Origin of the sequence: Rhodococcus sp. D-46, from assembly GCF_011290655.1 — a bacterium.
GTDB lineage: Bacteria > Actinomycetota > Actinomycetes > Mycobacteriales > Mycobacteriaceae > Rhodococcus_F > Rhodococcus_F qingshengii.
This window is the reverse complement of sequence record NZ_JAANTF010000017.1, coordinates 1-15511: the sequence shown is the minus strand read 5'-3', so window position 1 is coordinate 15511 and position 15511 is coordinate 1. Positions and strand designations below refer to the sequence as shown.

Annotated in this window: 18 protein-coding genes and 1 pseudogene; 9 read left to right on the top strand and 10 right to left on the bottom strand. The window is 60.9% G+C overall.

Features of this window, described 5'->3' with window-relative positions; genetic code table 11:
- Nucleotides 1–176: 176 nt before the first annotated feature.
- The 6 genes from G9U53_RS31740 (at nucleotide 177) to G9U53_RS31715 (ending at nucleotide 3851) form a co-directional block, all read left to right on the top strand.
- Nucleotides 177–1106 carry a ribonuclease H family protein gene (locus G9U53_RS31740; protein WP_165639900.1) on the top strand — a complete coding sequence of 310 codons (930 nt, stop codon included), beginning with the start codon at nucleotides 177–179 and terminating at the stop codon, nucleotides 1104–1106.
- Between the two features lie 173 nt (nucleotides 1107–1279).
- On the top strand, nucleotides 1280–1807 hold the full coding sequence (locus tag G9U53_RS31735) for a hypothetical protein (protein WP_165639899.1): 528 nt from the start codon (nucleotides 1280–1282) through the stop codon (nucleotides 1805–1807).
- Entirely contained in the window at nucleotides 1804–2055 is a 252-nt protein-coding gene (locus G9U53_RS31730; protein ID WP_165639898.1) for a hypothetical protein, read from the top strand. Before G9U53_RS31735 ends, G9U53_RS31730 begins: the two co-directional genes overlap by 4 nt.
- 44 nt (nucleotides 2056–2099) lie before the next feature.
- Nucleotides 2100–2495, top strand: coding sequence for a hypothetical protein (locus G9U53_RS31725; protein ID WP_165639884.1), 396 nt, complete (start codon nucleotides 2100–2102; stop codon nucleotides 2493–2495).
- A gap of 2 nt (nucleotides 2496–2497) precedes the next feature.
- Entirely contained in the window at nucleotides 2498–3259 is a 762-nt protein-coding gene (locus G9U53_RS31720; protein WP_165639897.1) for a hypothetical protein, read from the top strand.
- A gap of 223 nt (nucleotides 3260–3482) precedes the next feature.
- A complete protein-coding gene (locus G9U53_RS31715; RefSeq protein WP_165639896.1) occupies nucleotides 3483–3851 on the top strand; it encodes a hypothetical protein in 369 nt (122 codons plus the stop codon).
- A gap of 937 nt (nucleotides 3852–4788) precedes the next feature.
- Here G9U53_RS31715 and G9U53_RS31710 read toward each other — a convergent pair.
- Nucleotides 4789–5151 (bottom strand): hypothetical protein, encoded by a 363-nt coding sequence (locus G9U53_RS31710; protein WP_165639895.1) that lies wholly within the window; start codon nucleotides 5149–5151, stop codon nucleotides 4789–4791.
- A gap of 157 nt (nucleotides 5152–5308) precedes the next feature.
- On the opposite strand from G9U53_RS31710, the gene G9U53_RS31705 reads away from it, so the two are divergent.
- The 3 genes from G9U53_RS31705 (at nucleotide 5309) to G9U53_RS31695 (ending at nucleotide 6833) form a co-directional block, all read left to right on the top strand.
- Entirely contained in the window at nucleotides 5309–5911 is a 603-nt protein-coding gene (locus G9U53_RS31705; RefSeq protein ID WP_165639894.1) for a hypothetical protein, read from the top strand.
- On the top strand, nucleotides 5901–6242 hold the full coding sequence (locus G9U53_RS31700) for a transcriptional regulator (protein WP_242692861.1): 342 nt from the start codon (nucleotides 5901–5903) through the stop codon (nucleotides 6240–6242). The genes G9U53_RS31705 and G9U53_RS31700 overlap by 11 nt, the downstream gene beginning before the upstream one ends.
- 126 nt (nucleotides 6243–6368) lie before the next feature.
- Nucleotides 6369–6833, top strand: a complete 465-nt coding sequence (locus G9U53_RS31695; RefSeq protein WP_165639892.1) for a hypothetical protein — start codon at nucleotides 6369–6371, stop codon at nucleotides 6831–6833.
- Nucleotides 6834–7692: 859 nt separating this feature from the next.
- On the opposite strand, the gene G9U53_RS31690 is transcribed toward G9U53_RS31695, so the two are convergent.
- The 9 genes and pseudogenes from G9U53_RS31690 to G9U53_RS31650 all read right to left on the bottom strand — a co-directional run.
- On the bottom strand, nucleotides 7693–8697 hold the full coding sequence (locus tag G9U53_RS31690) for a tyrosine-type recombinase/integrase (protein ID WP_347570844.1): 1005 nt from the start codon (nucleotides 8695–8697) through the stop codon (nucleotides 7693–7695).
- Between the two features lie 236 nt (nucleotides 8698–8933).
- Entirely contained in the window at nucleotides 8934–9182 is a 249-nt protein-coding gene (locus G9U53_RS31685) for a hypothetical protein (RefSeq protein WP_165639891.1), read from the bottom strand.
- Between the two features lie 174 nt (nucleotides 9183–9356).
- The gene (locus G9U53_RS31680; protein ID WP_165639890.1) at nucleotides 9357–10046 is read right to left on the bottom strand and encodes a hypothetical protein; all 690 of its coding nucleotides are present in this window, start codon (nucleotides 10044–10046) and stop codon (nucleotides 9357–9359) included.
- 318 nt (nucleotides 10047–10364) lie between these two features.
- Nucleotides 10365–11285: a hypothetical protein gene (locus G9U53_RS31675; RefSeq protein WP_165639889.1), complete on the bottom strand. Its 921-nt coding sequence runs from the start codon at nucleotides 11283–11285 to the stop codon at nucleotides 10365–10367.
- A complete protein-coding gene (locus G9U53_RS31670) occupies nucleotides 11282–12106 on the bottom strand; it encodes a hypothetical protein (protein WP_165639888.1) in 825 nt (274 codons plus the stop codon). The genes G9U53_RS31675 and G9U53_RS31670 overlap by 4 nt, the downstream gene beginning before the upstream one ends.
- 109 nt (nucleotides 12107–12215) lie before the next feature.
- Entirely contained in the window at nucleotides 12216–13022 is an 807-nt protein-coding gene (locus G9U53_RS31665) for a tetratricopeptide repeat protein (RefSeq protein ID WP_165639887.1), read from the bottom strand.
- A gap of 14 nt (nucleotides 13023–13036) precedes the next feature.
- On the bottom strand, nucleotides 13037–13654 hold the full coding sequence (locus tag G9U53_RS31660; RefSeq protein ID WP_165639886.1) for a hypothetical protein: 618 nt from the start codon (nucleotides 13652–13654) through the stop codon (nucleotides 13037–13039).
- A 350-nt stretch (nucleotides 13655–14004) separates the two neighbouring features.
- Nucleotides 14005–14619: a hypothetical protein gene (locus G9U53_RS31655; protein ID WP_165639885.1), complete on the bottom strand. Its 615-nt coding sequence runs from the start codon at nucleotides 14617–14619 to the stop codon at nucleotides 14005–14007.
- Nucleotides 14616–15383, bottom strand: a pseudogene (locus G9U53_RS31650) (IS110 family transposase); the annotation flags it as partial. The pseudogene G9U53_RS31650 and the gene G9U53_RS31655, both read right to left, overlap by 4 nt.
- Nucleotides 15384–15511: the final 128 nt, after the last annotated feature.

The following is a 15511-nucleotide window of genomic DNA, read 5'->3' as shown; positions in this document are numbered from 1 at the left end:
GGTGTGATTGCCACTGTAGGAAGGCCGGTTCCGGTGTTCGGTGAAACACTGCGCACGCAACTACCACCCGTCAGCGGCCTGCCGCACGGTGTCGGGCCTTCATTCGCGGTGCCGCACGGCGGAAGGGCCCTTCGTACCGTCATTGCATCACCAACACGAGATCACAGATTGGAACGATGATGAATGCCCCTACGCCCCTGCAATTGCGTGCCGGCGGTGCCGTACCGCAGCTGAACAATCCACTGACCGCTGTAATCCGAGTCGTGAACCCGCACTACTCACTCGGTGTCGACCACAAGATCATCACCGGAATACTTGCCGACGCAGGCGACCCGCTCACCCAGAAAGCGATCTCATCCAGCAACGCTTCCGAAAGCTGGCGGGCCAGCGTCCTCGACATCTTCGCTGACCTCTACGAACGCGCGAACGCCGCGAATCGAGAACTGCTTGTGTACATCAGTGACCGGCACGTCCGCGACATGCTGATCGAGAGCGCAGCCTCATTCTCACAGGCGGTCTTCGCAACCAACCTCTACGACCAGCTCGGCTCCCGCCTCCGCCTGCTCTATGACGCCGCCGGCCAACTCGACGCTCGTACGGCACGAAATCTGGAAATGCGACGGCCGCTGGTCGTTTACACCGATGGCTCGGTCTCGGCGACCAGATTGGGCTGCGGAATGGGTGTGGCAACCGATACCGAACTGCACGCAACCTACAAGCCCGACGCACCCAACACTCCGATCGTCGCCGAGCTTCTCGCGATCGAGCTGGCTCTGAAAACCTTTGCCCAGAAGCACCTGGTGATTCGAACCGACAGTCGAGATGCGATCGGCCTAATTGGGCTGACGCCAACTGAACTCGACGCTCGCAATCGGTGCGGCGAACTGCACACAGATCGCTACATCTCATCGGTCGTACGACGAATCCACAATGCCTCCGCCGGCAGACAAGTCTCGTTCAAGTGGGTCAAGGGCCACGATGGGGATCGGCTCAACGAGGCTGCGGACCGCGCCGCCAAATGCGTGCGCAGATTCAACTCCTACAGCATCGGAAGTTCCGCGTTGACGCAGGTTCTAGACAACATTCGCCACGACATCGCAGCGTGAAAGGTATGGAGGTTATTGATTCATGACAGTAGACACGCTCGCATTTCAGGAAGTTCCATTTCCTGGCGCCAGCAAGAAGACCGTAGCCACTAGAATTCGACTAGCAGTCGGCCATAGGCGAGAGCCGTTGTGCCGCAGGTCTAGATTGAACATGAATACTCACAGGGGGGTCGATGACCAGCGATGAAAGTGAATTCAACACAGCACTCAACCGCGGGCGCGTCTATGACTGTGCCGCCCAGTTACGCACCGCCCCGCAGGGAACGCCGATTACCGATGCCATAGGCCGACATTGGATCCGCGGTTTCAACGACCCCACCGAACGCCGGGGGCGTCGCAGAAAAGCACCTCGGCTGATCTGGGTCGGGATCGGCGGCGATCAAGACCGGTGCCCGTCCTCCGAAATCCCTCTACCCGCCCGACATACCACCACCGAGGCCTTCTGGGCGCGCGATGGGCTACCCACGACCCTCCTTGAAACCTCTCAGACACCGTTCTCGATCGGCGCGATTGCCGGAGGCTGGGTCGGCGGCATTGTAGACAGTGCGCAGTGGGATCAGGCCAACACCGCTACCCGCGACTACTGGTTGGGGCTCGGGCTGAGCCCGTTTCCAGCCATACCCGTAGCCGGAGGAAGCGTCGGCGGCACTCCCGCTGCCTCACTGTGGGATACGACTCATGCACGCTCCCGCAATGTTTGACCATCACAGACCTCGGAAATCCCTTGGTCCGCAACGTCACCGTGATTGACGCGGCAGGTGGGTTCATCGGCACCTCTGATCGCGGAGACTTCACGCTGGTACAAGGTTCGCGCGCCGCAGCCGTACTCGACGAGGTACTCAGACACCCGACCCCGGTCGATCTGGTGCTCGACGAGCGCCGCGTAGTGATCGACATCCGTGTGGGCGGAGCACCTTTCAACACTGACCGCTCCACCACTCAACGCTGAAACGATCAGCTGCACATATCGGGCAAGGGAAGACAGGAGATGGCATGACGAAGCAGCTCTACACCGGTGTAGCGGTCGGGGCGATGGTGTTCGTTGCGGGCGTCGTGTTGACTGGGTTCGCTCTGAACGCGTGGACGGTCGTGTCGGGGATCTTCGCTATCTGTGCGGGTTTCATCGCTTGGATTTATGTCCGAGGTGATGTCGAGAGGACCGACCGCAGTGGTGAATTCAGGTTGTCGAAGGAACAGCGAAAGACCGTGAAGAGGCTCGACGCTAAGCGCAAATTTCAGGCCGCGATCCCGCCCGAGCAAAGGAAGATGAATCGGACACCACGGTTCAGTGAGAACTTCGGACCCATCGAAGGTGACGACGGTGAATGGTACTTCCCGAAATCTCCCATCCTCCCCGGCGATCCGCCTCCGCCCGAGGTGAAGGGATAGCCATGTCCCACAGGGAAAGTTCGGTTACCCCACAGATCCACGGCACCGCGCCGGTGAAGGACACCAGCAAACCCGGCTGGGTCGCCCGCACCATCTTCGGAACAATCGGCCTCGCGGCGGCAATCAGCTTCCTCACCATGGGCAGCACCCGGACAACCATCGCCGGCATGGGTTTGATCCTGGTGGCAGGTTTTCACTTCGTTGCAGCGTCCAAGCTCCGCCGGCAGGCAGCGAGACCGCGGACTGCGGCCGCAGCACCGGCAGTAGACCTGGGTTCCGCCGGTGCAGTTCCTGCCGCAACGCCGCCGGCGAGTGAACGAGCAGCCGCACAAATCCGGGAGGAGGCCCTCACCGAAATTGGCCGAGGCGACTGGGCATCCGCAAAAGCCGGGTTGCGGTGGTTCGTCGAGAACGCGACCGGCGAGCAGGACTGGCTGATTCTCGCCGAGGGGCTGCGCTTCCCGACCAATCTCGCCCCGAGGGAAATCGCAGCGGAGGCGTTGATCAAGCAATACGGCACCGAAGGTCTCTACGAATGCCTGCGCTACCTCGACAGTGACGGCCTTGAGGGAAACGCGTACTGGCACATCCAGTCCGTGTTCGAAGAGCTGTACCTCGTCGAGGACATTCCGATACGCGCCATGCTGCTCGAGATCAGTACTACCGCGAAGTACAACGATCAGAAGGCGCACGCTGACGAACTGTTGGGTAGGCACAACCTGTCAGCCGACGGGCAGGGCGTGCTAAAGAAAACTACGCAGTGAGCCGCGGAGGGCACCCGAGGGAATCCGCTGGGCACCATCCGAACTCAGCCCAAGCCGCAAGAAACTCCCTCCCGCTGGGTGGCGCACAGCCGAAGCCTCGTCAATGAAAGACATTCGAATCGCGCTGCATAACCGGGTAGTCGACAGCGGGGCCAGCGAAACGCAATAGCGGCCCACAGTTCACCTCCCAGCGGGCGCGCCGTGTGTTCGATACGCTGCGGTCATGCGGGTCGACGGCATCAGAGATGAGGCTGTAGCAGAGGCATGTGACGCTCTGCTGGAGTCACTCGACGTGCTGCTCGAACGCCTCGCCAATCGCGTCGAATCCGCGCCGGCACCCGGCAGCGCCGAATGGAAAAACCAGTGGAACGCACGAGAGTCCGCAGATGGACGCGAGCGACTCCGACGACACCTTCTGGTCAAAATCGCAATCGCCACCGCAGCACGCGTCGATCCCACCCACGACATCGAAATGGCCCGACAAGCCGGAATCCCAGAGGCCGACATCGCGCGCGCGTCCGGCCGGAAGACGCAGCGACGAGCACCACGAGGAAACGCAGGTCTCACACCCACCCAGACAACTCTCTGGTAGCGCAGATTCGTCGGTGGGATCGGTGAATGGCCGGGCGAAGCATTGCAGCCTTACCGGACCCTCGCTCTCGACGCATGACCGCACGACTTCGTGTGGGTTCCCGATCGCTTGAGGCGTTAGTCGCACAAATCAGTCAGAGATCTCCGACGAACTGGAGCCATGCCACTGCCGCACGAATCATGGCAGCAAACGATGGGCCGACAAACAACTCCAGATCCAACATCTCAACGTCCCCTACGGCATCTATCGGCAGTACCCACCAAGCCAGCATGGAGCGTTATCGAGAATTCCTTGCCTGATGTAGTCCGGAATGAGCCAGGCGGGCATGAGCCACCAGATCAGTGGATAGTCCATCATGATCCCTCTCGCCAGTCTCGCCGGGCATCCCGCACGTCGAAACCCTTAATGGTCTCGGCGTGGATACCCAGCACGTTCGGCGATCAGACGCCGAAAGAGGACCGTCAACAGCGGTTTCCACACCGACAACCTTAACGTTAGCCCGATAAACTTATGCTCGTGAATGACGATGATCGACAGAAGGCCCTTGAGGATGTCGAGGAACTTGCACGCCTCTTACACGCGCTCCGTGGACTATCCGATGAGGTCGAAGCGCTCCTTGCGGACGCGATGAAGATCGCTCGCAGCTCCGGACTTAGCCAGGCTCTTATCGCTGAGGCAGCCGCGTTGTCTCCTGGTCGCGTCAGTCAGGTGGTCAAGTCCGAGGGCGCGGTGGTGTCACGATCACATCTACACGACCGCGTAGTCAATATCAGCGAATGGCCAGGTGAGGCCCTGCACCCTTACAAAGCCTCGTTCACTGGACGCATGACAATGCCGCCCTACAGCAAGCGGCGCCCTGCCCCCGGCCAGTAACGATCGAATGAGAGATGACCTGATGTAGCGCACAACTATCCACAAGGTCTCAAGTAAAAGTTGGCTAGTCGATGTGCGGGCCAAGAGTTTGTTCCCCCGACTGCCATCTGTAGTGCAGAGCAACTCCAAAGCAGGCAGACGACGCGATGAGGAGACCGCCGGAGATACGGATGAAAAGCGCATCTTGAGTAATCAGCAGCGCGACCCCGACGACGCCTAATGCTGCACCCGCACAAACTCGGCCAAGAATCCAGGGTCGTGACCCAAAGCCACTTCGTACCGATGCGGGGTTTCTCTTTTCGCGCCACCAGGCGATCCAACCAACCACGACCAAAGTGATCCACAAGATCTGGATCCAGTGGCCACCAACAATGCCCTCCACCAGCAGGAAAAGCGCAGCCGCGGATACAACTGCCACTGCGCTCACTCGGAGATACTTGGATTGAAGCATGACTGAGCTTGAGGCTCGACCGCCTATGTCGTCAATGCCAGTCGATCTCACCCCTGGGGCGCTCCAGATCTCGTACGTGTCGGCCAAGTGTCAGGTAGTTGACAGAGGACACTCTGCGGCGCAGAGTAAAGAAATGACAAAGGCTGAGGATTCGAATTCGGCAGGCACTGATCAACTCGCGGCCCTCGCGATGTCAGTTCAACTCAGGCGTCGAGTGAACTCGACGAATCTCTTTGCCTACGGGTCGGGTTCGTTGCTCATAGGTCTTGTGTGGATATTCGGTGAGAGTGCGAGTCAGAACGGTTTCATCGCACTCGTGGTACCGCTGACTTTTGGAGGCCTCTGGGCTGTGACAGCGATGCGATCCTCGCGGCTCGGCGTACGCGGATACCGGATCGGGTATGGCGTGCTGTTCCTGTTATCGCTGGCCGCTACGGTCGCCGGACTGCTTGTCGCTTCATCGAATTTCGGTGCCCTGACGTTGCTCAGCGTGGGCTTTTTCTGGCTTGGCTGGCGCGAGAGAAGTCAGCTCGTTTGGGGAATGTCGGCGGTCGGATTCGTGCTTGGGCTGGTCACCTCCGCGGCTGCCGTGCGGCAGATTGTCGGAATTGTAGAGACGACACGGTCAATGCAGGTCTCGGCCTACATTACGACCGCATTTGCGGTGGTTGTGATCGCGACGGCAGTCTGGTCAATGCTGGATGAGAACCAAAGGCTCACTTCAATTGTCCGATAAAGGAACAGTAGGGGAGAGTCTCGACGAGGTCGTTCATCAGCGCACTCGACTGTCGATCCTGATGTTGTTGGGCGGTGGCGTGGAGGTCGATTTTTCGTTCCTCCGAACGTCACTCGATCTCACCGATGGAAACCTCGGGCGGCATCTGGACGTCTTGGCGGAGGCAGGAATCATCGCCGTGAGGAAGACGTACAACGGACGAAGGTCCCGATCTTGGATCCGCCTGACGGATTACGGGACGCTCAAACTCGGCCAGGAAGCGCGCATTCTGCGGTCGATTGCGGACCAGATCGACCAGGTCAGAGCACTAAATGGTGATGAAACATCCTAAGCCCCTGCAGATTTCGCCAGACTTTTGAACCTCTTTACCAATTCTCCGAAAACCGACCACGCGCGATGGTTTCGTTGTTATGGTCGTGATGTCCCGCCAGAGAACATCATTCGAAGGGAACAAACAATGCGCAGGTCACTTGCAGTTGTCTCGCTCACTGCCGCAATCGGTTTGATCGGTGGTCCGGCTCTCGCACAGCCGGCGGAAACGCCACCACCACCACCTGGTGTTGGCGCCCCGGCCCCGGGGATGTCAACACTCGAAGATCCTGTCATCCAGCCGTTCGGAACGACCTGTATCCAAAATTGCACTGGATATGTCGCGGCAAATATCGAAAACAAGTCCAGCCAGCAGTCCTTCACCTTCCGGGCGAACTTCAATTCTGTCGGCGGAGTCCAGAATCCGCGCCAGCAAGTACGGATGCTTGGCTTCCAAGGTCAAGTGATCGACGAACAGAACCAGTACGGCGGCGGGCGCCAGTACTCCGGCGTGTTCCGGATGGGTCGCTCTTACCTGACCCCCGTGGCATCGGTCTGTAACACGCTGTGGGAGGGCGGCGTTCAGCTCGGTACCGCATGCACCGGCGTTTGACCCTGCTAGCCGTGGCCGACTGAGATCGAAGTAACTGCTTTGGCGCCAAAGCATTTCACGAAGCACAACGAACAACGCATATACATCAACAACACCGAACTAGGCGGACCTGCATCAACGCCGTCGCAGGCGCTGGTCAGCAATAGCAGTGACCGAACCGTCTCGCTCTACTGCAAAACTTCCTGCCACAGCCTGTCGTCCGAAAAATCGGTACGAACAAGTAAGGACACGCCCACCGGTAACCGTTGATCCATACACACATCATACGGATCAATCAGGGTGTCAGCGGACTATTCCTCACCCGCGCAATACATTTCGCGGCAATCCTGGCGATCCATCTGCGCACCGATCGATGTTCAGCTCGCTGCATCGATGACCTGAGCGTTTTCCTACCGTCACGGCGAGCGCGTAAGCGGCGTGATCAACAGTTGTGGAAGGCGCCCTTTTCGGTTCACGAGGCCGGTACCTCGCGCAGGGGGGGAACTGCTCGAAGTCACGTGTCCATCAGCCCTCGTTTTTACTAAAGTGGGTACGAAACCAGTTGCGTCGAGGGGTCTCTCGGCTAGCAGCATCCGCCACCACTACGGTCAAAGATGCGTGGTTCGATCGCGGCCACGCAATCGGCAGATTCTTGTCCTAGCCACCGCGGCTCAACATCTAGTTGATCCCAGTCGATCGCGGCGGCACTAATCGGTGTCTGCTGATCAGTGTCGCCACCGGTCGCCGAATGCTTCCTGGCCGGTGTGTCTGGCTGCTCGGAGGGAGCTGCACACCCGATGTGCACGGGTAGGGCGGGGGATCGCGTCACCGGTGAATCGTACGGCCGCTCGACGTCGGAGTGGGTCGACGTGGACGAGTTCTACTCGAGCATCTTGTAGACGGGGTTCGCCGCTGCGGCGACGCGTGTCTCCTGCCCGGCTGCCGCGGTGTAGCGAGACGTCGTTTGAATCGACGAATGCCCGAGCATCTGCCGCAACTCGTAAACCGAGACACCTTGGTCCGCAAGACCGGTGGCGAAAGTGTGCCGCAACTGGTGCACCAGAGCTCCGCGCACCTTCTGGTCCTCAATACCGGCCCGGATGTACGCCCGTTTGGTGCGGTATTGCACCAGCGATCTCGACACGCGGGCACCGTCCGGGCCGACGAACAGGGGATCGGTCGCCCGGAAACGGGTCCACGGTGTGGAATCAGATCGTGCGCGTACGCGACCGGTGTGAGGAAAACGGATCGCCCGCGACGCGAGGTACTCACCGAGTACGTCGACCAGGCCAGCTTCGATCGTGACGGTGCGATCCTTGTCTCCCTTTCCTCGCACGCGTACCGCTTTCGCGCCGTTGGCGCCGTCCACATCGCGCAGATCTCGGATGTCGAGGCCGACGAGTTCGGCCAGCCGGCAGCCGGTCAGAAGGGAGGTGAGTACGATCGCCAGATCACGCTCCGGCCAGGCCCGAGCATGCGTATCCTCCGGATCACCCACTGCGGCCAACAATCTCACGACAGCCTGACCGTCGAACGACGACGGCTGCCGCTTGGACATCGCCGGCCGCCGAACCGTCGACATCGGGTTGGCTTCGAGGACATCCTCGGTACACCAGAAGCCGCACAACGTGTTCCACGTCGACCAGCAACGCCGCACGCTCGCCGGAGCGCGGGTTTCGGCGAACCGGGCGAACGCACGGCGCAAGTGATCCTTGTCGAGGACGGCTGTCGTCAGGCGCTCGATCGGAACGGCCACGTCGACGGCGAGGGCATCAGCGATGCCGACAAAATCGTGGCGGTAAGCCTCAGCGGTGTGGGTGGACATGGTTCCACCCTTGCGCCAGATCATGAAGGTATCGAACGCGACGTCGAGAGAGGTGGTCACAGTTCGGGGCCTCTCGTAGACAGCACGGGGAGTGGGGTCAGCCCCGCACTCATTTTGCTACATAATAGTGGTTATGTAGCAAAAATGTGACGGCTTGACGCTTGAGACGGCAAGTCGCCCGAGGCATCCGAGAATGCCCCAGGCAGTGGGCTGAGAGAATTCTCTTCGCAGAGCAGGTCTCGGATTCAACGAGATCGTCCCGGTGCCACGAAAGTTGGAACGTGTGGCGGGTTTCCCTACCGATTCGGTTGACTTGGGTACTCGGAATCCTTGGCATCCGCGGACTCGATCAGCATCTCACCGATCTTCCGTGCCGCTGATGGAAGGAACTCGAAGACCTGGCGTTCGAGGAAGCCTTCATTCGTGTCAGTCCGGTACAGCGACAGTTCGACGTCGATCTGCTTGCCAGTCTCTGACCCCGCGACGCCGACCTTCCATTGCCCGTCCGTGGTTGAGATCGGAACGGGGCCCGTGTATTCGCTCATGAGAAGACAACCTATCCCGCTCGTCAGACACTGGGCATACTGGTGTCCCCTCACACCGGCGGTGATTTGCTTGGGCCGGTGTCGAGCGGTCGGCATATCGGTACGAGACGCCTCCCCCCCGGCATTTGCAGGTGGGAGACTTAGGTGGTGAAGGAGCATCTTGGCCAAAAGTGATCACGACCGGTCGTCACCCAGAATTGAGTTGACGCCGTCAGCCCAGTCCTTGTCGGCGTATATCGAATCCACCAGCATGCCCATATTGAGTGCCCCGGACGCCGTGAGTTTCTCTGAATCACCGCCTGCGGGATCCGCCTCGCCTGGACCCCGAGGGACGCCAATTTTGATGAACTGCATCCGCCCGTTAGCGCGCATGATTCCTGCAGTGGTCGGGCGGCCGTTGAAATAACTGGTTCCGCGGTCGACGATCGCCTCGTCGGCCTGGTCTTCTTCCAGCGAGATCAGAGTATTCGACACCCAGTCGAGGCCGTGGCTACGGAACGCAGGATCGCGCTCTTTCTGGGCGAACGCGAACATTGCCTGAGTGTGTCTATCGGCGGCAGCACCCTCGTGCTTCTGCGCCCAACCGATACTCATGTCATGCATCACCCGGTCATAGGCGGCATCGACCCGGACGTGGTCACCTGACGAGAGGTATGTCAGCACAGACTCCTTCGGAGAAGCCGACGGGTCATCGGGATCGAATACCAACTGCCGGATGGTTGACCCTTTGACTTCGACAGTCTCCAAGCGGCGTCGCTCCAGTGGCAGCGCGCCATTCCGTCGAATCTCCTCGATGCCGCCCACACGCAGCGACAGCGCGATCGACCAGTCGAGGTACTGGCCATCACGCTGGCCGTAGCGCACGTGGAGTTCAGTATGGGCGTTGCCCTTCGAGGGGCCGAGTTTGCCGACGAACTCGTTGTACTGAAGACCGTTGGGCGTCCGATATCTGCCAGCCGATTGATTCTGCCCGCGGCGTTCGGACCTGTTTGCCATGACCTGGACTCTACTGAGACCCCCTTTGAGCGTCGCGAGCAGCGTCGCGAGGAAGGGGTGGTAGGCGGCTGCGGATATGGCAGGTGTGCGCAGTGTGGCAATCTTCGGAGAGATGGACGAACCAAGGACGGCCACGACAACCGATGCTCCTGCTGTCCATTAGGGCGCCCTGCAGCACAGAACATTTCAAGATGCGGAGGCGAGCCGTCGCCAGCGCTGGTGCAACGGCGGGATGGTGAATATCTCACGAAACGCGGGATCAGCCAGGTGCCGGCGACACTCCGGGTTCTCGTGCAACTGACGAAGCACCGCGAGGAACACATTGGGCTCCACCGCCAGTTTGTGCAACGCAAGTCGATAATTCCTCATCCTGCTGTATGCCCACGGCGGTCCCTGCACCTGCGCGCCGTCCCCGACCTGGAAGTCGACGACCGGCAATCGTGATGTGAAGATGCTGTGCCGTGTGACGATAGTGTCCGGGAGGATCGCCTCGATTTCGTTCCACCGCGCCCGCAACACCGATCGACGGTCCCAGATCAGGGCAGCGCGGCGTTCCTCCGCCACGATGCCCTCCGCGGTGAAGTGCACTGTGACCGTCACTTTCGTTATCGCGACGAGGATCAACCCCACCAGCGCCAACGCCGCGAAGGAGGCGGCCCACGCTGCCTCCTTCCGGCCATCGCCCTCCGGAATGGACGCCGAGGGCCAGCCCATCCACCACGCCCAGGCAAGCGCCGCGCAGCACACGAAACACCCTGACAGTCCGATGACTCCCGGAACAATGAGCATCCGGGGTTTGACGACGCTCACAGTCCCGGCGCCGTCGACGTGCACCCCGAGGTGCGGACGCCGCGCAAGGAAACGGAGTCCCGCCAACCGCCAGAACTGCGCCGACCCCACCGCCATCACCACGACAAGACCGAAATAGCTGACAGCCAACGCGCCCGTCGAGTCCGTCCGCGACAAGGACACCGCGACCGCAAGCGCAAACATCGCCGGGGTGCACGCCGTCAAGATCAGGGCGAACCCGGCAGCAAGCCAGTACACGTTCTGCGGCCACTGCGGCTCCCACACCGGACGGCAGGGGTGGGGCTCAGGGGTTGTCATGCTTCCGTACTGGCGGCGCGCGCGTGATGAACAATCTCCTCGATCAGCGTGCTCTCGGCACCTGTCCATCCGCCGCACTCGAGGTGCACGTAGCCGGTCTGGAACGGTGAGTCTTCGGTGATGATTCCCGGCCCGAGGCGAAAGAGCGGCGAACCGGGCGAGGTGTTCTCCACCCGGACATCGGGTTTGAGCATGATATCGATCGCGTACTGCCCGCGCGCAGCTCGTTGCACTGTCTGCACGTCACACCAGCGGAGGTAGCCGCGATAGGCGCGGCCGAGTTCCATCTGCATCCCGTCGTCATCGATCGATATGCGGAACGCGCCGAGGTACCGCAACGAGATGAAGGGGGTGACCGCGAGGGCGAACGCGCTCATCACCATCCACCAGTTGGTGTTGAAAGAACCGATCACCAGATCGGTTCGGCCGTTCGTAGTGTCGGCGCGGCTGGCGTAATTCAGGCCAATGCCGAGGAACAGCAATCCCAGACCGAGCATCGCCAACCACAGCCAACCCGCCGCCGCCCACTGCCGCGCTGCCGTGAGAGTGAACGTTCCGCCGCCGCCGACCACGCCGGACACATCTGCCGCTCTCGGACGCAGCGCCGCCACGGTCAACATGGAAACACCGGCTAAGATGCCGCACAGCGCACCGGTGATACCGAGTGCGTACGGGGCGGTGGATGTGGCCTCGTACATCACGATCGCCCCGACGCCGACGATAACGCACATGATCATCACGCCCAGGAAGGCGACGGAACCCCATCGCCGCTCCCACTGCGCATACAGCGCCTCCGGGAGATCCTCGTACGGATCAGTCATGGCGCGGCTCCTTCATCGGTCCCGAATGCGGTGGTCGGTGGGCGTGTAGCCCGGTTTGTCGTGTCGGTTCAGGGGCCGCTTGTTCCGGTCGGTGATTCGTGTAGCCCAGTCAGGGACGGGGGTAGCCCTTCTCCTTCAGCAACTGCTCAGCCCGCGCGTACCCGGCATCAGCCGAAGCTGTCATCCAACGCCGCCCCTTCTCCGTGTCCCCACTTGCCAGATACGACGCCGACAGCAGGTACATCGCTTCACCGCTACCCGCTGCGGCTGACTTCTCCAACCACACCCGCGCCCGGCCGTGCACACGCGCCTTGATGAAATGACCGCCCAAAAGGTTCGCCGCCCGGATGTGACCGGCGCTGGCAGCCCTCTCCAACCACGCGAGCCCGGTGCGTTGGTCGGTATCGAGAAGCTGGGCACCGACTTCGGTCATCGCGTCGACCTGACCCGCCTCGGCCGCTTTACGCACCCAGTCGAAACTTTCGTCGCGATGTCCGTCGACACTCAGATCGCGACCGTGCTTGTACATCGCGTCCGGATCACCTGCCTGTGCTGCGGTCCGGGTTACCTCGGGGTCGTCGCTGACCATCATCATCGGAAGTCGAAGGATCATGTCGTGAGCGCGCGTATCTCCGGCGTTGTTCGCTGCCTCGAACCACGTTCTCGCGGCGACGAAGTCATCTGCTCGCATCGAGATAAGTCCCATCCAGAACATGGAGATGGAGCTACCAGCCTCTGCTGCGCGGGTGAACCACACTGCGCCCCCGCCGAAATCGTCACGCGAACACATCACCCCAGCCACCGTAACCATGGCGCCGACGTCGCCCGCTTCGGCGCTGCGAGTCACCAAGTCGAGCTGCTCGTCAGTGAAAGCGGTGGTGTCCGGGAATGTCAGCTCACCGATCAAGTCGAACATGGTCGCCGCCCTTTTCAGAGAATCTTGATGGTGCTGTGAAGCTGTTCGACGTCGTCGATCAGTTGCTGGTCGGCCTCGTCCGATGTCGAGGTGGTCAAGACGACGATCGCCAATCCCTTACCGTCGGTGCGAGGGACTACTACGCCTGTCGACTTCGAGCGGCTCCAGACGCCTTCGAACAGTTCCTGGCGGGACTCGATGATCATGGCCTCGTATCCACCTACTGTGGTGGGCCGCGTTGACCTGTCGGCGCCCGAGGCCGGTGCGGTCATCGCATCGACTTCCATCTGCAGGAAATCGGCAGCGCTGAGACCAGGGTCAGGCGCGTTCTTCGCAGAGAATCCAGCGAAGTCCATCGATCCGAGCGCGGTAGCCGTCTTCGGCGTCTGGAAGGTGAGAATGTCGTCGGTACCGGGGAGAATCATCCCTCCCGGCGTCCAGCCGTCAGGTTTGAGGACAGACCATTTCGGTGGTCCGACTTCTTTTGGTTCGCTGACGAATTCGGTACCTCGGTAACTCTGTGTGTCCGACTCCGAGATAGCGGAGGACACGCTTTCGTTGCTGCTGCAGCCTGCCACGGCGGGAAGGAGCACTGTCGCAGCGAGCACCAACGCCGCGAGTGTTTTCTTCATCGTGGACTCCTCGTCGTGGCTGCACCACGCCGCGCATTGCGCAACGTGTAACCCGGATTGTCGGGTTCTGGACATCCAGTCAACGATATCCTGCAAACAAGTAGCAACCGGCACTCCTTACTTGAGAGTCAGATCACAAGAATCGGAGATTCGACAACGGTGAACGCGTCAGCGTTCTCGGGGATACGTTGCCTCTGAAGAACCCGCTCCCCACCCTGATGGCGATCGCTATGGAACCCCTCACGAACACCAGGTCGCCCCTCAAGATATCCCCGGCAAGTCCGTCAATCTGCGGCCATGCGGTGAGAGTCGTTCCGGCAGGGCAGCTCCCGCTTCAGCGCTACGAAGATCTATAACACCAGTCGTGAGCCTTTCGGTAGCGTGATTTCCCGTCGTTCGGTGGGCAGGCCCGCCGCGGCACGGATGCTGCGGATGTCATCGGCAGTCAACGGCGCGGACAGATCACGCTGGATGACCACGGTGCCGTCACGATACGGAAGGGCCTCCACGGTGGGCGGGAGCTGGGTTTCGTCGACGGGGAACTCTTGACCCAAATAGGTGCAGCTGCCGATCGTCGCACCGCCGGGCACGTAACTCTGAACCCGCGACTCAGCTCGCCGGTAGAGGACCGCTGTGGGGGCATCCCAGATATCAGTCAGCCCTTGAACGAGGTTCAATGCCAGTGTGATCCGAGATTCGTCGGCGAAAGTGCAGATGAAACTTCCCGTCCCCGAAGTGCCCCCGAAACCGGCCACCACGCGAATATCGCCGGCATTCGAGTACAGGCTTAGGTGTTGTGGGAGCGAGAGTGGATACATTCCACCGGTGGCGTCGCGTGATCGCCGCTTCTCGATCAATGTGGCTTCGATCGATTCTTCCGTCGGCGGCACCAGGATCTGCCGAACGTTCGAGGCGAGTATCTGCTCGACCGTCGCCTCGGGGGGTGTCCCTATTGTTTTCGTCAAGCGGCGGTCGCGGCGTTTGATCGGTAGGGTTCATGGTTCTTGAGCATGGCGTAGAGAACATCGCAGCGGCGTCTGGCTAGGCAGATGAGGGCGGCGTTGTGCTTCTTTCCTTCGGCTCGTTTTCGGTCGTAGTAGGTGCGGCTGGCGGTGTCGTGCAGCGCGGCGAACGCCGAGAGGAACAGGGCGCGTTTGAGTTTGCGATTACCTGATCGGGCGGGGTGTTCCCCTCGGATCGACGTCCCCGAGCGGTGGGTCACCGGTGCGATCCCGGCGTAGGCGGCGAGGTGAGCGGCTGAGGCGAATGCTGAACCGTCACCGACCTCGAGCAAGATCCGTGCGCCGGTCCTGACCCCGATGCCGGGCATGGAGGTCAGGACCCGGGAAAGAGGGTGGTCATCGAGCATCCTCTCCACGTCGTCGCTGATTGATTTGCGTTGCTGAAGAATGGTTTTCAATGAGTCGGCCAATTTCGGCAACACGATCTCGGCAGCTGTCGTTCCCGGAACGATGACGGTTTGTGTCTCGAGTGCGGCGTGGACGTCGGCGACCAATCGCGTACCCATGCGTGGTGCGTGTTTGGTGGCAATCGTGGTGATTTTGCGGGTGCCGGCGTCTCGTATTCCGGTCGGGCCACCGCATCGAGACAAGATCTCCAGCACTGCAGGGTGGGCAATTCGAGGGCCGAGGACGCGTTCCAAGGCTGGGTGAATACTGGTCAGCAAGCCACGGATTCGGTTGCTGATGCGGGTGGCTTCGCCTGCTAGATGTACTGACCGGACACGTTGATCGATAGACAAGTCGCCACTTGTGACAGAAGGCCACGCTTGTCTATAGTGTGGGTATGACAGTTTCACTGGATGTTGCCCTGCCGCGCACGGACCTGTCGGCGCGG